We start from the raw sequence: 19,358 nt of genomic DNA on the forward strand, positions 1-19,358 counted from the left end.
GTTTCACAGCCCGATTGGAGTGTCAACGATGTCAGCACCCAGCACCACTCTTTATCCTCCCGAGGGATTCGGTGCTCCCAAACACCGCAAAGGCCATGCCACAGGCGATTTCGGACTTCCTGAGGGCACCGAGATCTTCTCGGCCGACAACCACATCTCGGTGGCCGACGACATCTTCTACGAACGCTTCCCCGAGGAGCTCAAGGGCGCCGCGCCGCGGATCTGGTACGAGGATGGCGCGTACATGGTCGGCATGAAGGGCAAGGCCTGGACCGGCGGCGATTTCGGCCGGGTGCTGATGCAGTACGACGACCTGGCCGGCGCCGCGTCCAACAACATCGAGGCCCGTGTCCGGGAGCTCAAAGAGGACGGCATCGACAGGGAGTTGGCCTTTCCCAACGCCGTGCTCGCGCTGTTCCACTACCCGGACAAGGCGTTGCGCGAGCGGGTGTTCCGGATCTACAACGAGCACATCGCCGATCTGCAGGAACGCAGCAAGGGCCACTTCTACGGCGTCGGACTGATCAACTGGTGGGACCCCAAGGGCACCCGCAGCACACTGGAGGAGCTGAAGTCACTGGGGCTGCGGACATTCCTGCTGCCGTTGAACCCGGGCAAGGACGACGACGGCAACATCTACGACTACGGCAGCACCGACATGGATGCGGTGTGGGACGAGATCGAGGAGGCCGGCGTGCCGGTCAGCCACCACATCGGTGAGACGCCGCCGAAGACGCCGTGCCAGCACAACAGCGTGGTGGTCGGCATGATGGTCAACGTCGACTCGTTCCGCGAACAGTTCGCCAAGTATGTGTTCTCCGGCATCCTCGACCGACATCCGAAGCTCAAGATCGGCTGGTTCGAAGGCGGTATCGCCTGGGTGCCGACGGCACTTCAGGACGCCGAGCACATGTTCGCCTCGTACCGGCACATGTTCAACCACCAACTCGACCACCCGGTCCGCCACTACTGGGACAACCACATGAGCGCGTCGTTCATGGTCGATCCGCTCGGTCTCGAGCTGATCGACAAGATCGGCGTGGACAACGTGATGTGGTCATCGGACTATCCGCACAACGAATCCACGTTCGGCTACTCGGAGAAGTCGCTGAAGACGGTCGTCGACGCGGTCGGGTCCGAAGACGCCATCAAGATCGTCAGCACCAACATCAAGAACTTCCTGGGGATCTCGTGACTGTGATGTCTACTGCGTCGCCGTCGGTCAACACGTCCTTCGACATACCCGAGCTGCCGGACCGCGCCCGGATGTACCGCGAATGCGGAGCCCGACTGCGCGACTCGATGAACGAAAAAGGTGTCGACGCACTCGTTCTCATCGGCAACGGGAACGTCGTGTACGCGACCGGTGTCAGCTGGCCGCTGCTCGATGCCGGGCTGTCGCATGTGGAGCGGCCGGCGGCGATCGTGCTCGCCGACGATCCGCACCCACACCTGTTCATGCCGCTGCGCGAGGGATCGGCCTCACAGTGCGAGGTGCCGGCCGATCACGTGCACGGCCCGCTGTACCTCGAATTCGACGAGGGCGTCGCACAATTCGCCAAGGTGCTGGCCGACCTGGTGCCCGCCGGCGGCTCCGTCGCGGTGGACGAACTGACCGGTGCGATGCGCCGCGCGTCGAGCACGCTGTTCCCCTCCGGCCCGCCGTCGGACGCCGCGCAGGTCGTGGGACCCGCCAAGTTGGTCAAGACGCCCGACCAGGTCTCGTGTGTCCGCAACGCCTGCCGCATCACCGAAGAAGCCATGGTCGACGTGCAGAAGGCGCTCGCGCCCGGGGTGCGGCAGGTCGACCTCTCCGCGGCGTTCGTCCGGCGGGCGTTCGAACTCGGGGCGACGGCCAACATGCTCGAGGCCATCTGGCAGGTGATGCCGACGACGAAGACCAGCGGGTCTGTCTGGACCACCACCGGCGACCTCGCGCTGCCGCTGCTGACCACCGAACGCGAACTCGAACGCGGAGACGTGTTGTGGACCGACGTCAGCATCACCTACACGGGTTACTGCTCGGACTTCGGCCGCACCTGGCTCGTCGGCGATGAGCCGACGGACCGCCAGCAGGCCCAGTTCGAGAAGTGGCGCGAGATCCTGTCCGCGGTGCTGGAAGTCACCAAGGCCGGTGCGACGTCCGGTGACCTGGCTCGCGCGGCGATCGCCGCCAACGGAGGCCGAAAGCCGTGGCTGCCCCACTTCTACCTCGGCCACGGAATCGGCACCAATGCGGCCGAAATGCCGATGATCGGAACCGATCTCGGCGAGGAGTTCGACGACAAGTTCGTGTTCCCGACCGGGATGCTGCTGGTGCTGGAACCGGTGGTGTGGGAGGACGGTACCGGTGGTTATCGAAGCGAGGAGATCGTGGTGATCACCGACGACGGCTACCAATCGATCACCGACTACCCCTACGCACCCTACGGACGGATCTGATGGCACTCCAAATCCTCCCTGATGCAGCCGATTTGCGAAGGGGCCGCCGCGAACGCGCGCTGGCCCAGATGGCGGACCGCGACATCGACATCCTGGTGTTGGGCCGCCAGGCCAACGTCCGATACGTGACCGGCGCCCCGCAACTCTGGGTCGCGGGCACCCGCCCCTTCGGGCCGATCTGCGAGGTCGTGCGGTCGACCGGAGAGATCCACCTCAACAGCACCTGGGACGAGGGCATCCCCGACGAGATCCCGCACGACCACCTCTACGGGTTGGCGTGGAACCCGATGACGCTCGTCGACGTGCTCAAGGTGCTGCCCGGCGCCGCCACCGTGAAACGAGTCGGAACCGACTCGCTGACACCGACGTTCGCCCAACTTCTGCCGATGGCTTTCCCGAACGCCGAACTGGTCGACGCCGAACCCGCGCTGCGGGCGGCTCGCCGGATCAAAACGGCCGACGAGATCGCGGTGTTGCGCGGTGCGCTGGGAGTGGCCGAGGCGGCGCTCGAGGCGGCCCGCGCGGAGTTGACATCCGGTGTCACCGAGCAGACGTTGACCGGGGCGCTGATGGAGGCGATGGCCGCCGGCGGCGTCACCACGCCCGCCACCCAGGACGGTGCGTGGGCGACCAGCAAGGAGCATCCGTGGCGGCGCGCCCGCGGCGACGGCCGCATCGAGAACGGCGACCTGGTCGCGTTCTCCGCTGGGGCGTTGGCCGACGGCTATGTCGGCGAGGTCGGCCGCACCTGGCCGGCCGGTGACGTCGACGAAGCAGCGGTGCCGGCACTCTACGACCGCTGGAACAGGCTGTGGGACAGGCTGGTAGCGGCCTGCCGCCCGGGTTATCCGGCGAGCGACCTGCTCGCTGCGTACGAGGCGGCGGGCGAGCCGCTGCCCGCCATGCCCGTCGCCCACGGCCTCGGCCTCGGCTACGATTCACCGGTCGTCACGCCCGCGCTGCGGGCGACCGTGGCCGAGGAGGTGCTCGAACCCGGCATGGTGCTCGCGGTCACCGGCTACGTCTGGCAGCAGGGCGTCGGGGCGGTCTTCGGTCGCGAGGCCGTCCACATCACCGCCGACGGGACAGAGGTGCTGACCTCCAGCCCGTTCTGGAGTGGCGCGGGCGTCGGAATCGGTTGAGGGCACGCATGACTTCTCCTCGCGAGCGACCGTGTCTGCACACGACACGCCGTCAATGGGCAACATTTTGTGGTCGCTCGCGGTGAAAGGATCACCGTGAAAGACCCGCCCGCGCCAGAGGAAATCGTTCTCTACGAGAAGGACCCGTCGACCAAGATCGCGACGATCACGTTCAACCGGCCCGAGTACTTGAACGCACCCACGTCGGCGGCCCGGCTCCGATACGCCGACCTGTTGCGCGGCGCCACCGTCGACGACGATGTGAAGGTCGTCGTGATTCGGGGTGTCGGGGAGAACCTCGGCAGCGGTGCCGATCTGCCGGACTTCATGGCGGGCGATGACGAGGCACGGCTGGACGAGCTGCGGATCGACGATCCGAATGTCACGTATCCGCCGCAAGGGTCGTTCCGGCACGGCGCGACGATGGGACAGTGGTATGCCAACGTCGCCGCCGGCAACCGGGCGCTGCAGGAACTCAAGAAGATCAGCATCGTCGAGGCGAAGGGCTACTGCTACGGCTGGCACTTCTACCAGTGCGCCGATGCGGACCTGGTGATCTCCAGCGACGACGCGCTGTTCGGCCATCCGTCGTTTCGGTACTTCGGGTGGGGCCCGCGGATGTGGACATGGGTGATGACGATGGGGCTGCGGCCGTTTCAGGAGATGGTGTTCACCGGTCGGCCGTTCACCGCCGACGAGATGTTCGCCTGCAACTTCCTCAACAAGGTGGTGCCACGGGGTCAGCTCGAAGCCGAAGTGGCCAAGTACGCGCATGCATGCGCTCGAAACCGCCCGGTGGACAGCGTCTTTCAACAGAAGATGTTCTTCGAGGTGGTCAAGCAGTTCCAAGGCGAATATCTGGGCAGCCTGTTGTCGGCGATGTTCGAGTCGATGGGCGGCTTCGCACGACCCGACGGTGAGGACTTCATGCTGGGGGATGCGATCGATGCGGGTCTCGCCGACGCCGTCAACGACAACGACGACAAATTCCCGCCGGAGTTCCGGTTGAGCAAGTCGAACCGTAGGAAGAAGGATTAGTGCCTGCGCTGGACGAGTACACCGTCGTTGACCTCTCAAGCGGGATCGCGGGTGCGTATTGCACGAAGCTGCTCGCCGACGGTGGCGCCACGGTGATCAAAGTCGAGTCGCCGGCCGGTGATCCGCTGCGGACCTGGTCGGCTTCGGGTGCGGAGATCGAATCCGGCAGCGACGGCGCGCTGTTCAACTTCCTGTCCTGCTCCAAGTACAGCGTCGTGGTCGACCCTGCGAGCGCCGACGACGTGGGCTTGCTCCGTGGGCTGCTGCGGTCTGCGGACGCGGTGGTGTGGTCGCGCGGATCGACGGTCGCCGCGCTCCGCGAATTCGGGCCGGCCGCAATCGCAGACGCGTACAGCAGCCTGACCGTCACCGCGATCACCCCCTTCGGTCTCGATGGGCCGTGGGCCGACAAGCCCGCCACCGAGTTCACGGTGCAGGCGTGGTCGGGTGGGGTGATCGGGCTGGGCCGCGGTGCGCAAGACCGCGCGCCGCTGTTCGTGGCGGGACAGATCGGGGAGTGGCTGACCGGCGCGTTCGCGGCTGCAGGCACCATGGCGACAGCGTCGGGGTTGGTGGACGTCTCGATGCTGGAAACCGAAATCCTCAGCCTGACCTACTATTCGGTGTCCTTTCATGACGCACTTGGGCGACCGTTTCGCGACCGTCGCCGCCTGACGATCCCCGGTGTGGCGTCGGCGGCCGACGGGCTGGTGGCATTGGGCTGCGGCACCGCGCAACAGTGGTTCGACCTGTGCGCAATGGTCGGCCATGACGAATGGATCGACGAACAGGCCGACCTGTCCATCACCGAACAGGCCAACATCCACGCCGAGCAGATCTACGAGTGGGTGCGCGACAACCGCGTCGAGGACATCCTCGACCTGTCCAGTGCGTTCCGGATCCCGAACGCGCCGGTCGGAAACGGCGCCAACGTCACATCCTTCGACCACTTCGTCGAGCGGGGCGCTTTCGTCACCAACCCCCGCGACGGCTTCACACAGCCGGGCGCGCCGTACCGCACCAGCCCGTCGCTGCTGCGCCCGCCGCGGCCCGCGCCCGGGCTCGGCGAGCAAACCGAGGAGTACCGCTCGCGAACGGTACGCCAGGGTCGCGATTCTTCAGAGATCACGACCCTTGCTGCAGTTTCGCGAACGCCGTTCGACGGGCTGCGGGTGCTCGACTTGACGAGCTTCTGGGCGGGGCCGTCGTGCACCCATGCGCTGGCGCTGCTGGGCGCCGAGGTGATCCACGTCGAGTCCACCGCACGGCCCGACGGCACCCGGCTGATCGCCGGTGTGCCGACCACCGAGGAGCAGTGGTGGGAGCGTTCGCCGATCTTCTCGGGTTTGAACACGAACAAGAAGAGTGTCACGCTCGACATCCGCTCAGACCGCGGCGTGGAACTGCTTCGTGAGTTGGTCAAGACATCTGACGTCATCGTCGAGAACTACACACCTCGGGTACTCGACCAGATCGGCCTCGACTTCGACGCGGTGCACCGGTTGCGTCCCGATGCGATCATGATGCGCATGCCGGGTTTCGGGCTCGACGGTCCGTGGCGCGACAAGCCCGCCTTCGCCTACGTGATCGAAGACTGCTCCGGAATAACCTGGCTGACCGGACATCCCGACCAGAACCCGGTCGAACCGTATTCCGTCGGCGACCCGAACGCCGGTGTGCACGGCCTCAACGCGTTGCTGCTCGCGCTGGCGCACCGGCGGCGAACGGGCCAGGGTGTGCGGATCGAAGCGGCCATGGTCGACGCCGCACTCAACGTCGCGGCCGAGCAGGTCGTCGAGTACTCGGCATACGGCAACCTGATGCAGCGGCAGGGCAACCGTGGACCGACCGCGGCGCCGCAGAACCTGTATCGCACCGGCGAACTCGACGAGTTCGGCCGACCCGACGACTGGGTGGCGATCGCGGTTGCCACCGACGAACAGTGGGCCGCGCTGGTCACCGCCCTGGGCCACCCGGCATGGGCGACCGACGAGCTCACCACCGTCGACGGCCGCCGCCACCACCACGACGCGATCGACGACCACCTCAGCCAGTGGTGCGCCACCCGAACCGGCGACCAGATCGTCGAAACACTGTGGGAGGCGGGAGTACCGGTGGCCAAGGTTATGCAACCGCACCGCGTCGGCGAACTGCCGCAAGTGGTGCACCGCGGCTTCTACGAGCACGTCGAGCATCCCGTCAACCCCGCGGCCCGGCACAGCACGCTGCCCATGCGCTTCTCCGGCGCACGGCAGGGCCTTCACCGAAGCCCGGCACCGCTGCTCGGACAGCACAACCGCGAAGTGCTCACCGCGCTGGGGCTCTCCGATGATGAGATCACCGATCTCGAGCAACAGGGGGTCATCGGAAACGCGCCGGAAGGGCTCGCGATCCGCACCACCAAGACCGGATGACGGCCGCATGGATGACCGTGACGTCGTGCTACGGCCGAGATTGCAGCCACGGCTGTCCGTCAGCGAACGACCCTCACTGCAATCTCGGCGCTAGGCGCGTCGCGAGTCGCTAACCTCGACCGATGGCCATCAACCCCTCAGACATCCTGCTGACCGGACGAGTCGCGGTGGTCACGGGCGGTGGCGCGGGCATCGGCAGGGGAGTCGCCGAAGGGTTGGCGGCGTTCGGCGCGTCGGTCGCGATCTGGGAGCGCGACGCCGAGGCTTGCGCGGGGGCCGCCGAACGTCTTGGCGCACTGGGCATCGTCACCGACGTCCGGGACAGCGGCCAGGTCGACGCGGCACTCGAGCGCACCGTCTCCGAACTCGGCGAGGTGTCCATCCTGGTCAACAACGCCGGCGGCGTGTTCTTCTCCCCGCTACTCGACACCACCGAGAACGGCTGGGATGCGCTGTACAAAGCCAACCTGCGCCATGTGCTGCTGTGCACCCAGCGGGTCGCGCGGCGGCTGGTCGAGGGGGGACGGCCCGGCAGCGTGATCAACGTGACGTCAATCGAAGGTGTCCGGGCCGCACCGGGTTACGCCGCCTACGCGGCCGCCAAGGCGGGCGTCATCAACTACACCCAGACCGCGGCGTTCGAACTCTCGCCGCACCGCGTCCGCGTCAACGCGATCGCCCCGGACCTCACGCTGACCGAGGGACTGATGCAGATCTCGGGCGGCACGCTTCGGCCCGATGTCGCACCGGGCATACCGATGGGCCGACCGGGACACGTCGACGAGATCGCTTCCACGGCAGTCTTTCTCGCTTCCGATATGGCCGGCTACATCACCGGGCAGACCATCCACGTCGACGGCGGCACGCACGCGGCGGGCGGCTGGTACCACCACCCGCAGACCGGCAGCCCGACGCTGGGTCCTCCGGCTCAGTGAGCCCAGCCGTCGGCGGACTGGTCGTCGAAGGTGCGGTCGATGCGCTCGAACCGGCGACGGATCGAGCCGCGGGCCGCGCTGTGCGGCAATACATACAGCCGGTTGGCCTGGATCGCGTCGGCGGTCAGCCGGGCCACCTCGTCGACGTCGAGCACCGAGTCGTCGCCGGGATCCGACGCCAACTGCTGCACGGTCTCGGCGGCCGACGGGGTGGCCGGGCCGTAGTCCTGGCTGCGGACGCGTTCGGTGTTGGCGAGCAGGTCGGTGTCGACGATCATCGGGCACAGCACCGTCACGCCGATACCGTTCCCGCGCGCCTCGCGGGACAACGTTTCGGCGAGCGCCACGACACCGTATTTGGCCACGCAATACGGCCCCAGGCCGACGTTCGGAATCAACCCGGCGAACGACGACGTGAACGCGATGTGGCTGTCGGCTTCCTGCGCGATCAGCCGCGGCAGAAACGCCTCGACGCCGTGGATCGGACCCCACAGATCGACGTCGATGACGAAGCGCCAGTCGTCGTGGCTGGTGTCGGCGATCGGCCCGGCGTATGCGATACCGGCGTTGTTGAACACCAGGTGGACGTCGCCGAACACGGCGAAGGCCTCATCGGCCAATCGGTTGACGTCATCGAGCTTTCGCACATCGCAGACCACGCCGTGCGCATCGACGCCGTCGGCGCGTAGGCCCGCGACGGCGTGGTCGAGCGCCGCCGAATCGATGTCGCCGAGCATGATGCGGGCGCCGCGCCTGGCGAATTCTCTTGCGGCGGCGAACCCGATACCGCTCGCGCCGCCGGTGATGACCGCCGAACGTCCGTTGAACTTCTCCACCCGGCGAACACTAGGCCGTCAGGACAACTCGCGGGGCTGATCCCACGCGGGGTCGCCCAACCGGGCGCGGATCGCGCCCCACGGATCCGCGTACTGCCCGGGCGCCTTCCAGTACGCGCCGCGACGTTCGAGGATCGCGCGCAGCAGCGGTGCGAGCGGGGTGAGCAACCGCATCACGTGGCGGGTCCAGCCCGCGTTGGCCGCCGCCTCGGCCTGCATGTCCGGCCACGAATAGTGCTGGAACTGCAAGGCCTCCTGCGCGCGGGTGGTGTCCATCCAATCGGTGACGAACCAGGCGTCGTCACGGTTCGGGTCGCCGGGCCTGCCGGGCGGCAGCACGCCCGCCAGGCCGCGCGCCGCAGCGAGCGCCACGCCGACTTCGCTCTGCCGGATCCGGTGCGAGTCGTCGCCGGCGATCAGCAGGATTTCCCCGAGGACGTCGGCGGTGGTGGCGGCGGCGAAGGCCCACGCGACATCGCGGACGTCGACGCTGTGCAATCGACCGTCGGTGGGCAGCAGGCTCTCGAAATACAGGGCGTCGGAGCTCAGCGCCATCGCTTTCGGATCGGTGCTCAGCACGCCACCGAGTCGCAACACCACCCACGGCAGCGTCGAGGAGCGGACGATCGCTTCGGCCTCCGCCTTGGTTCCGCTGTACAGGTCGCACGGGCGCATCGGGTCGTCGGCCCGCAGCGGTGCCTCGGCGGTGTGCGGATTGCGTGCACCGAAGACCGCGTTGCTCGACGCCTGGATGAAGCGTGGGGGCGTCGGCTGTTGTTCGGCGATGCGCACCAGTGTCGCGGTGGCGTCGACGTTGACGCGTCGCGCGAGTTTCGGGTTCTTGTAGATGGGCGGCGGGATCACCGCGGCGAGGTGGATGATCACCTCGGGGGCGACGTCGGCGATCAGGCGCTGCACCTGATCCTCGTCGGTCAGGTCGGCCCACCGAACGGAGACACCGCCGGGAAGCGTCGACTGCGCTTTACGGTTGGCGGCGGTGTCCAAGTCGGCCACGACCACGGAGCGGCCGAGTTCGGCCAACCTGCGTACGGTCGCCGAACCCACCAGACCGAAGCCGCCGGTCACCAGTACCGTTCCCGCCATTAACACTCCTAGCTGCGGATATGGCATTCTCTTTTTGTGAGAGTAGCAAAACCGGTGGACATCGGGGGCGTCGCGGGTATGACAGGTGCGCGATGAGTAGCAACGGGGCGGGCAAGTCAGAGGTCGCGAAGTGGGATCCCGGGTTCACCCGGGGTGTCGTCAACGCGGTCGGCCCCCTGATCAAGCGGTACTTCCGCGCAGAGGTGCGCGACCTTGACCGCCTCCCGTCGACGGGCGGGGCCCTACTGGTGTCCAACCATTCCGGTGGGATGTTCACCCCCGACGTGTTGATCTTCGCGCCGGAGTTCTACAAGAAGTTCGGCTTCGACCGGCCGGTCTACACGCTCGCCCACTACGGCGTGTTCATCGCCAACATCGGCGACTGGCTGCGCCGCGCCGGGGTCATCGAGGCGACTCGCGAGAACGCCGCCAAAGCGTTGCGCGACGGCGCGATCGTGCTGGTCTTCCCAGGTGGCGACTACGATTCGTACCGGCCCACGTTCACCGAGAACGTGATCGACTTCAACGGCCGAACGGGTTACGTCAGGACCGCGGTGGAGAGTGGCGTGCCGATCGTGCCGATGGTGTCGATCGGCGGTCAGGAAACCCAATTGTTCCTGGCGCGTGGCGATTCGATCGCCCGCCGCCTCGGCTTGACCAAGGCGCGGATGGAGATCCTGCCACTGTCGATCGGGTTCCCGTTCGGTCTGTCGGCGATCTTTCCGCCCAATCTGCCGCTACCCGCCAAGATCGTCACGCGTGTCCTGGAACCCATCGACGTCGTAGCCGAATTCGGCGAAGACCCGGACGCGGAGATGGTCGACCTTCACGTCCGCGCGGTGATGCAGGAGGCGCTCGACGAGCTTGCCCGCCAACGCCGCTTTCCTGTGCTTGGCTGAACGCATGGCAGACCACCTGGGACTCATTCAGACGCTGTGGCGGGCCGGCCTGATCGCGCCGCTGCGACCCGACAAGTACCTGCGGATGGGTGCGGCGATGCGCCGGGTCGGAATGACTGCGACCGTCGGCTTCGCCGCGGCCGCGCAACGGTGCCCGGACCGCCCCGGCCTCGTCGACGAACGCGGCACCCTGACCTGGAAGCAGATCGACGACCGCTGCGACGCCGTGGCCAGCGGGCTTCAGAGCCTGCCCGGCGGCACACCGAAAACCGTTGCGGTGATGTGCCGCAACCACCGCGGCTTCATCGAGTCACTGGTGGCGTCGAACCGGGTGGGCGCCGACGTGCTGCTGCTCAACACCTCGTTCGCAGGTCCCGCGCTGGCCGAGGTGGTCGATCGCGAAGGCGCCGACGTCGTCATCTACGACGAGGAGTTCGCCGAGATCGTCGAGCGGGCGATGGCCGACAAACCGGACGCTGTCCGCATCCTTGCCTGGACCGACGGACCCGCAGCCGGGCGGACACTCGACGGGCTCATCGACGCCAACCTCGGCAAGCGACCAGCTCCCGCCGAACGCAAGAGCGACATCATCCTGCTGACGTCCGGCACCACCGGAACCCCGAAGGGTGCCAAGCGCGGCGAAGGCAGCGGCGGCGCAGGCGATCTCAAGGCGGTGCTCGACCGCACGCCGTGGCGTGCCGAGGAGGCGACCGTCATTGTCGCGCCGATGTTCCACGCGTGGGGCTTTTCTCAACTGCTGTTCGCCGCACTGCTGGCCTGCACCATCGTCACCCGGCGCAAGTTCGATCCGGAGGCGACGCTGGATCTGGTCGACCGGTACCGGGCGACCGGTCTCGTCGTCGTGCCGGTGATGTTCGACCGGATCATGGACCTGCCCGAAGAGGTGCTGAACCGCTACAGCGGCAAGTCACTTCGGTTCGCCACGGCATCGGGTTCGCGGATGCGCCCCGATGTGGTGATCAAGTTCATGGACCGGTTCGGCGACGTGATCTACAACAACTACAACGCGACCGAAGCCGGAATGATCGCCACCGCGACACCGAGCGACCTGCGGGCCGCGCCCGACACGGCCGGAACACCCGCCGACGGCACCGAGATTCGCATTCTCGACGCGGAGTTCAACGAACTTCCCAACGGGGAGACCGGACAGATCTTCGTGCGCAGCGGCACGCTGTTCGACGGATACACCTCGGGCGCCACCAAAGACTTCCACGAGGGCTTCATGGCGTCGGGCGACGTGGGGTACCTCGACGACGCGGGCCGGTTGTTCGTGGTCGGCCGCGACGACGAGATGATTGTCTCCGGTGGAGAGAACGTCTATCCGATCGAGGTCGAGAAGACGCTGGCCGCACATCCCGATGTCGAGGAAGCGGTGGTGCTGGGCGTCGAAGACGAGCAGTACGGCCAGCGCCTCGCGGCATTCGTCGTGCTCGGCGACGGTGCGAACGCCAACCCGGACGACCTCAAACAGCATGTGCGGGAGAACCTGGCGAATTACAAGGTGCCGCGGCAGATCACCGTGCTCGACGAGTTACCGCGGGGCAGCACCGGCAAGGTGCTGCGCAAGGATCTACGCGATCTGGTGACCTAGGTAGTGGCGGCGGTGGCCGGCGCCATCGCCGTGTCGACCGTCGACAGCGCCGGAAGCCCTGCGGCGTCACGGATTTCCGCCAGCCCGTGGATCATCGCGTCGGTGGCCTCATGGACGTCGTCGAAGGTCTGGTCGTCGGAGAGCACCGAGATGTCGACCTGATCGACGTAGCTCCACACCGTCATGTTGAACGCGCTGCCCGGCGACAGCACACCGACCGAGTAGATCTCGCTCACCTGAGCGCCCCCGACTTGGCCGTGCCTGCGCGGCCCGGGGACGCTGGAGATCGCGACGTTCATCAGCGGATTGTGGGACGCGCGTCGGGCCTGCCAGCGGAACAGCGCAGGCGCGAGCGGCGGCGGCAGGTAGTCCATCATCCGGGCCTGCAGTGTCGGGCCGAGTAGTTCGTAGACCTCTTTGGCGCGCGAGGTCGCGAAGGACGTCAACCGGACCCGTTCCAACGGGTCGTCGATGTGAACGGGCAACGACACCGACAGCCCGCCGATCTCGTTGCCGGTGATCCGGTCGGGCGACCGGTCGGTGGACACCGGCACCGAGGCCATGATCGGCCGGTCGGCCCGCCCGTCGTAGCGCAGGAGCAGTTCCCGCAACCCACCGGCCGCCATCGCCAGCAGAAGGTCGTTGAACGTCACGCCGAGGTGTTTGGCCGTCTCCTTGACGTCGGCAAGGGACAGGGAGGCAGTGGCGAATGTGCGGGCAGGCGACACCACATGGTTGAGGAATGTGGGCGGTGTCTTGAACATCTTGGCCAGATCGGGAGACGCGCTCTGTCCCCGGAACCGCCGTCGCAAGCGATTGACGCCCTGGCCCGCGTCGACGAGAAGGCGCGGCAACGCCGCGACATGGCGGGCGTTGTCGCGGCCCGCCTCCCACAGCAACTGCCTTCTTGTCGGCGGATCGCATGTCGCGTAGTCCTCGCGCTCGTCCTGCGTACCATCAGCCAGATCCATCAGCCGCGCAAGCAGATTCGCCGAGGCGACCCCGTCGGCCAGCGTGTGGTGCACTTTGCCGATGAGCGCGAAGCGGTCGTCCGCCATTCCCTCGGCGAAGTGGAACTCCCACAGCGGGTGGGTGCGGTCGAGCGGTGTGCTGGCGATCCGTCCGATCACCTCGTCGAGCTCGCGGCGGCCGCCCGGGCTCGGCACCTGGACACGGCGCAGGTGATAGTCGAGGTCGACCGGGCAGTCCTCGAGCCACATCGGATGATGCAGCTTCCACGGGATGTCGACGAGTCGGTACCGCAACGGGTCGAGCAGGTGCAGCCGTCGGGCGATGGTGCGTCGGAACACGTCGAACGTGAACTCGCCGTCGAAGTCGGCGGCGTTGACGATCGCCACCTTCAACGTGTGCGTGTGCAGGTTGGGCGTCTCGCTGTAGAGCAGCATGGCGTCCATGCCGTTGAGTCGCTTCACATCCAACCCCCTGCGGACCGTCGGCCCCGAAGGCTCTATCGAACCATCGGACCGCCCGAGATCGGGGGCTTTCGGCTAACTGATCGCCGCCAGTGCCGCCCGCGTGTCGAGGTCGATGAACGCCGCGGCGTACCGCTGTGCCAACGCGAGGCAGATGTCCGCGTTCTGCCAGGCGTCGCCGCCGGACAGGGTCGCCATCCAGATGGCAAGCCCGTGCGCGACCGAAGCGCGGTACCGTAGCCAAATCTCCTCTGCCGATGGAAGTTCGGCCGCGGGTAGGGTCAGCGTCGCGCGGTATTCGTCGAGCAGATCGCGCTCGCAGCGCCCGCGGTCCTCGATTGTCAACGCGCCCTGCATGAAATAGCCGAGATCCAACGACCAGTTGCCGCGTCGCGCCATCTGCCAGTCGAGGAACCCGACCTCATCGCCGGGAAGGACGTAGGTATTGCCGATGTGCGGATCACCGTGCAGCAGCGTCTGAGGCGCAGTCGTCAGGGTGCCGATGTAGCGGGCCCAGATGTCGACGAATAGTTCCGTGCCGCTCAACCCGAGAATTTCCGAGGAGACCGAATCGCCCAACCGTTCGTGGGCGATGTGCAGCGGGGCGTACTCGAGGCCTTCGAACGCGACGAACGGCTCGAGCCAGCCCAGCGCGGGGTTCGCGGTCAGCCGCTCACCCCAGAACTGGCTGTGCATCCGCGCCAGCCCGCGGACTCCGTTGGTGACCTGCTCGACCGACAACGGGCGGGTCGAGTCGCGCGGGTCGGCGCCGCGGGCGACGACATCCTCCATGATCATCAGGAAATTCGAGCCCGGCTCGTCGATGAGCGCGGCGTAGACGGTCGGATGGTCGAGCGGCAGCGGGACACCCGAGCTGAACAGCCGCGGTTCATGGAACAGACCGCTGGTGAACGCGACGAGCTCGGCGTGGTCGGGGTCGACGGCCTTGGCGAACACCGTCGCAGGGCCCGAACCCGCCGAGTACGTCAGCGCCAGGCGGGCCCGCCGGTTGGTGCCGTCGTCACGCAGCGCGACGGCGACACGTTCGACGGTGGCGCCCGGGAAGTGCTCGGCGAGCGCCGCGGTCATCCAACCGGGGGTGATTTCGTCCCAATTACGGGGCAGGGACAGCTCCGCTGCGGTCATCCGTCAGCTACTTCAGGCAACTGCCGCCGTCGACCGGCAGTGTCACACCGGTGATGTAGCGGCTCTCATCGGAGGCCAGGAACAGCACGGCGTTGGCGATGTCCTCCGGCTCCACCCAACCGATCGGCAGCGTGTGCATCAGCTGGCCGACGACCTTCATGTCGTCGGGGCCCGGGTTCTCCAGATCGGGCCGGAACAGCTTCATCGTCGGTTCGTTCATGAACAGCGGGGTGTTGACGTTCGTCGGGTGCACCGAGTTGACGCGGATGTTCTGGGCGCCCAGCTCGACGGCGAACGTCCGCATCAGGCCCACCACACCGTGTTTGGCGGCGACGTAGTGTCCGGTGTGCGGGTATGCCTTCAGGCCGCCGACCGAACTGGTCAGGATGATCGAGCCGCCGCGGCCACCTTCGAGGATGTGCGGCACGCCGGCCTTGACCGTCTTCCACACGCCGCCGAGGTTGACGTCGATCATGGCGGTCCAGTCGGTTTCGCTGGTCTTGTCCAGTGTCTGGCCGCCGTTGCCGATGCCGGCGTTGGCGACGATGATGTCGAGCCGGCCCATCTGCTCGACACCCGTGTCGACCGCGGCCTTGAGCGCGTCGTAGTCGCGGACGTCGACCTCGGCGGTGAAGATGCGCCGGTTGTGGCCTTTGACCAGATCCGCGGTCTCGGCAAGATCCTCGGGGGTCGACGCGGCGATCAGGTCGACGGTGTCGACCTTCTTACAGATGTCGACCGCGATGATGTCGGCGCCCTCCTGCGCCATCCGTACCGCGTGCGCACGGCCCTGGCCGCGGGCGGCTCCGGTGATGAAAGCGACTTTGCCTTCAAGACGTCCAGTCATTGGTTACCTCAATTCGTCGTTGCTGGAAGGAAATTCATAGAAGTCACGGAAGGAGAGCCGGCATTGACTCCCAGCCGCGGACAGTCGACGTCGGGGACAGCGACGCGTTGGCCATGTCGACATCCCATTCGGGGAAGCGCTTGAGGATCTCCTCGAGCGCGACGCGTCCCTCGAGTCGGGCGAGGGCCGAGCCGAGGCAGTAGTGCGTGCCCACGCTGAAGGCCAAGTGCTGGCGGGCTTCCCGGTGGATGTCGAACACATCGCCGTCCGGCGGGAACTGGCGGTGATCGCGCACCGCTGCGCCGATCAGCATCATCATCACGCTGCCTTCCGGCACCGTCCGGCCGTGGAATTCGACGTCGCGGGTGACGTAGCGGGCCACATGCGGCGCGGGGGGCTCGAACCGCAATATCTCCTCGATCGCCTGGGGGATCAGGGCAGGATTCTCGACGAGGTCGCGGCGCTGATCAGGGTGTTCGGCCAGCACCTTGCCCGCCCAACCGATCAGTCGCGTCGTGGTCTCGTTGCCCGCACCCGCAACCACATTCAGGTAGGTCAGCACCTCCTGGCGGGTCAGCCGTCTGGTGGTGCCTGTCTCGTCGACGAACTCGGCGTTGAGCAACTCGGTCATGATGTCGTCCGATGGATGCTCGACGCGCCAGTCGATGTAGGCCTCGAACAGCTCACCGACCGCGAAATCGGTGCCGGCCTTCATGGGTTTGCCTGCCTCCGTGCGCAATTGCGCGTTTGCGTGGTCGCGGATCATCTCCTGGTCGTCTTCGGGGATGCCCAACAGTGCGCTGATCACCTTCATCGGCATCTGCGCGCCGAGGTCGGCGACGAAGTCGAATCGCCTCGCGCCGATCAACGGGTCCAGGCTCTGTGCGCAGTACTCGCGGATCACCGGCTCGAGTGCGTTGACCTTGCGGGGGGTGAACATGCGAGCCAGCAGCTTGCGGTGGATGTCGTGAATCGGCGGGTCCTCGAAAATCACTGTGCCGGGAGGCATCTCGAGGTCGGCCTTGATCAGCTCGACGATGGCGCCACGAGCAGAGCTGAAGGTCTCCCAGTCCACCAGTGCCCTGTTGATGTCAGCGAAGCGGCTGACCGCGTAGAAGTCGTGCTGCTCGTTGTAATACAGCGGCTGCTCGTCGCGTAGCCGCCGGAACATCGGGTACGGATCGGCGTTCAGTTCTACGTCGTATGGATCGAAGTACACGGCGTCGAGGGTCGGGCTCTCGGCACTGATCGTCACGGGGTCGCCTCTCGGTGGACCAGGGTGGCGTAAGACATCGGGCGGGTATTTGTCTCACAACTCTGGCATTCGCCACGCGAGGGTGTCAACAACGGATTCATCTTCGCCTAATTGCGCTCTTCATAGCGAAGAACACCGTTCTCAAACGGGCTCCGGTCGTCGACTCGCCGACGTGCTTCGGAGGAGAGAACGCGATTCTCGCTCAAGATGCGAGAACGTAGTTCTCGGCTAGCCGGCGGCGAAACCGTGGGAGCAGAAGTCCCACACTTCGTCGGCGGTGATGGGCTTGGTGGTGCCGTCTTCGGCGCCGTTCGACTGCGCGACGAACATCACGGTCTGCATGGTCATTGCCGCCATCCGCTTGGGGTTGATGCCCTCGCGGAGTTGACCGGCTTCGCCGGCTTCTTCCATCAACTCGGTGAGAAGTGCCAGCAGCGGCGCGTGGGCGACCTTCACCTCGGCCGGGTGGGACAGCAGAAGCCGGGGGGCGAAGTCGGTGAACAACGGCCGCTTCGCGGTGGGGTCGGGCCGCGACGACTCGAACAGCAACTGCACCGCGACCTTGAGCCGCTCGATCGGCTCATCCTCGGTGGTGGTGGCGGCGCGGATCTGATCGGCGGACCGGCTCAGGGCGTCCTCGAAAAGCGCCAGCAGAAGCTCGTGCTTGCCGTCGAACTGCAGATAGAAACTGCGCAGCGACTGCCGCGAGCGGTCGACGACCTCCTGCACGGTGAAGTCCGTGCTGCCCTTCTCGATGATGATCGCCTGGGCGGCGTCCAGAAAGCGCTGCACCCGCTGTGCGGCGCGGAGCTTGGCCGTCTTGATCGACCGCTCGACCGCGCGCTGCTTCCAGGCCGGCTCTTCGCTTGGGCTTGTCACTGGCGACTCAGACGCAGGTCGAGTGGGGAGAACATGGACTGACTGTACCGGAGAACGCCTTGCCATTGCGGTCCTCGACCCCCTCGCGGCCAACGTGTCAGAGATTGTAACTTTCTCACGATGAGAATAGTATTCTCATTTTGGAGATAACAGTAGCCTTACCAAAAATTTGATCCAGCGGGAGTCTCGTGCAGCTGACCTTCGATGCTGATGTCGAGGCGTTCCGCGCCGAGTTCAACGCGTTCCTCGACGAGCATCTTCCCTCCGACGCCGTCGCACTCGAGCGGTCGCGGTCCAGCAGTGATGTCCCGGCCTGGGCTCGGGACTGGCAGCGGCTGATGTTCGACAACGGCTGGCTGTTGCCGGGGCATCCGCCGGAATTCGGCGGTCGCAACGCCACGATCCTGCAGCAGTACGTCCACCAACAGGAACTGGCCTGTCGGCGCGTGTATCTGACGTACAACCCGCAGGGTGTCGGCATCATCTCCGCGTCGCTGATCTCGTTCGGCACGCCCGAGCAACAACAGCGCTGGGCGGTCCCGATCCTGCGCGCCGAGATCACCGCGTCGCTGGGGATGAGCGAACCCGGCGCGGGATCGGACCTGGCGTCGCTGCGTACCAGCGCCGTCCTTGACGGTGACCATTTCGTCGTCAACGGACAGAAGGTGTGGACGTCGGGCGCACACGACGCCGATGTGTTGCTGACTTTCGTCCGCACTGATCCGAAAGCCGCCAAACGCAAGGGCATCAGCGTGCTGATGATCCCGACCGACCTGCCCGGCGTGGTGCGGCGGCCGTTCGCGTCGTTGTGCGATGTCGACGACCTGGACTTCAACGAGGTCTTCTTCAACGACGTGCGGGTGCCCGTCGAGAACCTGGTCGGGCCGCTGAACGAGGGCTGGCGGGTAGCCAACGGTTCTCTGGGTCATGAGCGAAACATGCTGTGGCTCAGCTACGCCGATCGCCTGCAGGAACTCGTCGAAGATTTTCGACCCTCCTCCGCGCTCGATCGCGACCGATACGCCGGGCTGGTGATGGACAACCAGGCGTTGCGGCTGCTCGGCTCGGTCGCGCTGGCCCGCGCAGCGCGCGGCGATGAAGACGTACCCGCCCTGTCGGTGCTCAAACTCCTCGGCTCGGAGGCGTCGCAGGCGGCGACGGAGTACGCGCTCGCCGCCGCGGGCACCGATGCGCTGGCCGCGCCGAACTTCTCCGGCCCGTACAGCGCTCACCACCTCGACCTGTACCGGTGCGGCTGGTTCGAACGATACGTACGGACGTTCGGCGGCACGATCGCCGGCGGCACTTCGGAGATCCAACGCAACATCATCGCCCAGCGGCTGCTGGGCCTGCCGCGAAACTAGAAGGACTGCAAC

16 protein-coding genes are annotated in these 19,358 nt (G+C 66.5%); 9 read left to right on the forward strand and 7 right to left on the reverse strand.

What is annotated here, in order from left to right; genetic code table 11:
* The first annotated feature begins 28 nt into the window (after window positions 1-28).
* The 6 genes from G6N18_RS23745 to G6N18_RS23770 all read left to right on the forward strand — a co-directional run bounded on the left by G6N18_RS23745 (window position 29) and on the right by G6N18_RS23770 (window position 7,971).
* Complete coding sequence (locus G6N18_RS23745) at window positions 29-1,195, forward strand: amidohydrolase family protein (RefSeq protein WP_083003905.1); 1,167 nt, start codon at window positions 29-31, stop codon at window positions 1,193-1,195.
* A 5-nt stretch (window positions 1,196-1,200) separates the two neighbouring features.
* A complete protein-coding gene (locus tag G6N18_RS23750; protein ID WP_165757348.1) occupies window positions 1,201-2,442 on the forward strand; it encodes a M24 family metallopeptidase in 1,242 nt (413 codons plus the stop codon).
* A complete protein-coding gene (locus tag G6N18_RS23755) occupies window positions 2,442-3,584 on the forward strand; it encodes a M24 family metallopeptidase (protein WP_083003898.1) in 1,143 nt (380 codons plus the stop codon). The genes G6N18_RS23750 and G6N18_RS23755 overlap by 1 nt, the downstream gene beginning before the upstream one ends.
* A 96-nt stretch (window positions 3,585-3,680) precedes the next feature.
* Window positions 3,681-4,622, forward strand: coding sequence for an enoyl-CoA hydratase/isomerase family protein (locus G6N18_RS23760; protein WP_083004147.1), 942 nt, complete (start codon window positions 3,681-3,683; stop codon window positions 4,620-4,622).
* Window positions 4,622-7,036 (forward strand): CaiB/BaiF CoA-transferase family protein, encoded by a 2,415-nt coding sequence (locus G6N18_RS23765; protein WP_083003896.1) that lies wholly within the window; start codon window positions 4,622-4,624, stop codon window positions 7,034-7,036. Before G6N18_RS23760 ends, G6N18_RS23765 begins: the two co-directional genes overlap by 1 nt.
* 122 nt (window positions 7,037-7,158) lie before the next feature.
* Window positions 7,159-7,971 (forward strand): SDR family NAD(P)-dependent oxidoreductase, encoded by an 813-nt coding sequence (locus G6N18_RS23770; RefSeq protein ID WP_083003893.1) that lies wholly within the window; start codon window positions 7,159-7,161, stop codon window positions 7,969-7,971.
* On the opposite strand, the gene G6N18_RS23775 is transcribed toward G6N18_RS23770, so the two are convergent.
* Both G6N18_RS23775 and G6N18_RS23780 read right to left on the reverse strand, forming a co-directional pair.
* Entirely contained in the window at window positions 7,965-8,807 is an 843-nt protein-coding gene (locus tag G6N18_RS23775) for an SDR family NAD(P)-dependent oxidoreductase (protein ID WP_083003891.1), read from the reverse strand. The two genes, G6N18_RS23770 and G6N18_RS23775, sit on opposite strands and share 7 nt — an antisense overlap.
* Before the next feature lie 18 nt (window positions 8,808-8,825).
* Complete coding sequence (locus G6N18_RS23780) at window positions 8,826-9,911, reverse strand: NAD-dependent epimerase/dehydratase family protein (protein ID WP_083003888.1); 1,086 nt, start codon at window positions 9,909-9,911, stop codon at window positions 8,826-8,828.
* 92 nt (window positions 9,912-10,003) lie between these two features.
* On the opposite strand from G6N18_RS23780, the gene G6N18_RS23785 reads away from it, so the two are divergent.
* The gene (locus tag G6N18_RS23785; protein WP_067223169.1) at window positions 10,004-10,810 is read left to right on the forward strand and encodes a lysophospholipid acyltransferase family protein; all 807 of its coding nucleotides are present in this window, start codon (window positions 10,004-10,006) and stop codon (window positions 10,808-10,810) included.
* 4 nt (window positions 10,811-10,814) lie between these two features.
* The gene (gene fadD12, locus G6N18_RS23790; RefSeq protein WP_083003886.1) at window positions 10,815-12,422 is read left to right on the forward strand and encodes an acyl-CoA ligase FadD12; all 1,608 of its coding nucleotides are present in this window, start codon (window positions 10,815-10,817) and stop codon (window positions 12,420-12,422) included.
* Here fadD12 and G6N18_RS23795 read toward each other — a convergent pair.
* The 5 genes from G6N18_RS23795 to G6N18_RS23815 all read right to left on the reverse strand — a co-directional run bounded on the left by G6N18_RS23795 (window position 12,419) and on the right by G6N18_RS23815 (window position 18,048).
* Window positions 12,419-13,855 carry a WS/DGAT/MGAT family O-acyltransferase gene (locus G6N18_RS23795; RefSeq protein WP_083004144.1) on the reverse strand — a complete coding sequence of 479 codons (1,437 nt, stop codon included), beginning with the start codon at window positions 13,853-13,855 and terminating at the stop codon, window positions 12,419-12,421. The two genes, fadD12 and G6N18_RS23795, sit on opposite strands and share 4 nt — an antisense overlap.
* A 75-nt stretch (window positions 13,856-13,930) precedes the next feature.
* The gene (locus tag G6N18_RS23800; protein ID WP_083003883.1) at window positions 13,931-15,001 is read right to left on the reverse strand and encodes a phosphotransferase; all 1,071 of its coding nucleotides are present in this window, start codon (window positions 14,999-15,001) and stop codon (window positions 13,931-13,933) included.
* A 7-nt stretch (window positions 15,002-15,008) separates the two neighbouring features.
* Window positions 15,009-15,848, reverse strand: a complete 840-nt coding sequence (locus G6N18_RS23805; protein ID WP_067223158.1) for a mycofactocin-coupled SDR family oxidoreductase — start codon at window positions 15,846-15,848, stop codon at window positions 15,009-15,011.
* A gap of 43 nt (window positions 15,849-15,891) precedes the next feature.
* Window positions 15,892-17,019: a cytochrome P450 gene (locus G6N18_RS23810; protein ID WP_109749497.1), complete on the reverse strand. Its 1,128-nt coding sequence runs from the start codon at window positions 17,017-17,019 to the stop codon at window positions 15,892-15,894.
* Window positions 17,020-17,331: 312 nt separating this feature from the next.
* A complete protein-coding gene (locus G6N18_RS23815; protein ID WP_082949376.1) occupies window positions 17,332-18,048 on the reverse strand; it encodes a TetR/AcrR family transcriptional regulator in 717 nt (238 codons plus the stop codon).
* A gap of 122 nt (window positions 18,049-18,170) precedes the next feature.
* On the opposite strand from G6N18_RS23815, the gene G6N18_RS23820 reads away from it, so the two are divergent.
* On the forward strand, window positions 18,171-19,346 hold the full coding sequence (locus tag G6N18_RS23820; RefSeq protein WP_083003878.1) for an acyl-CoA dehydrogenase family protein: 1,176 nt from the start codon (window positions 18,171-18,173) through the stop codon (window positions 19,344-19,346).
* The last annotated feature ends 12 nt before the right edge of the window (window positions 19,347-19,358 follow it).

The organism is Mycolicibacterium celeriflavum (assembly GCF_010731795.1).
GTDB lineage: Bacteria > Actinomycetota > Actinomycetes > Mycobacteriales > Mycobacteriaceae > Mycobacterium > Mycobacterium celeriflavum.

Coding starts and splice junctions, on each gene's coding strand:
- G6N18_RS23745 (WP_083003905.1), top strand. CDS start 29: ATGTCAGCACCCAGCACCACTCTTTATCCTCCCGAGGGATTCGGTGCT.
- G6N18_RS23750 (WP_165757348.1), top strand. CDS start 1,201: ATGTCTACTGCGTCGCCGTCGGTCAACACGTCCTTCGACATACCCGAG.
- G6N18_RS23755 (WP_083003898.1), top strand. CDS start 2,442: ATGGCACTCCAAATCCTCCCTGATGCAGCCGATTTGCGAAGGGGCCGC.
- G6N18_RS23770 (WP_083003893.1), top strand. CDS start 7,159: ATGGCCATCAACCCCTCAGACATCCTGCTGACCGGACGAGTCGCGGTG.
- G6N18_RS23780 (WP_083003888.1), bottom strand. CDS start 9,911: ATGGCGGGAACGGTACTGGTGACCGGCGGCTTCGGTCTGGTGGGTTCG.
- G6N18_RS23785 (WP_067223169.1), top strand. CDS start 10,004: ATGAGTAGCAACGGGGCGGGCAAGTCAGAGGTCGCGAAGTGGGATCCC.
- fadD12 (WP_083003886.1), top strand. CDS start 10,815: ATGGCAGACCACCTGGGACTCATTCAGACGCTGTGGCGGGCCGGCCTG.
- G6N18_RS23800 (WP_083003883.1), bottom strand. CDS start 15,001: ATGACCGCAGCGGAGCTGTCCCTGCCCCGTAATTGGGACGAAATCACC.
- G6N18_RS23805 (WP_067223158.1), bottom strand. CDS start 15,848: ATGACTGGACGTCTTGAAGGCAAAGTCGCTTTCATCACCGGAGCCGCC.
- G6N18_RS23810 (WP_109749497.1), bottom strand. CDS start 17,019: ATGTTCCGGCGGCTACGCGACGAGCAGCCGCTGTATTACAACGAGCAG.
- G6N18_RS23815 (WP_082949376.1), bottom strand. CDS start 18,048: ATGGCAAGGCGTTCTCCGGTACAGTCAGTCCATGTTCTCCCCACTCGA.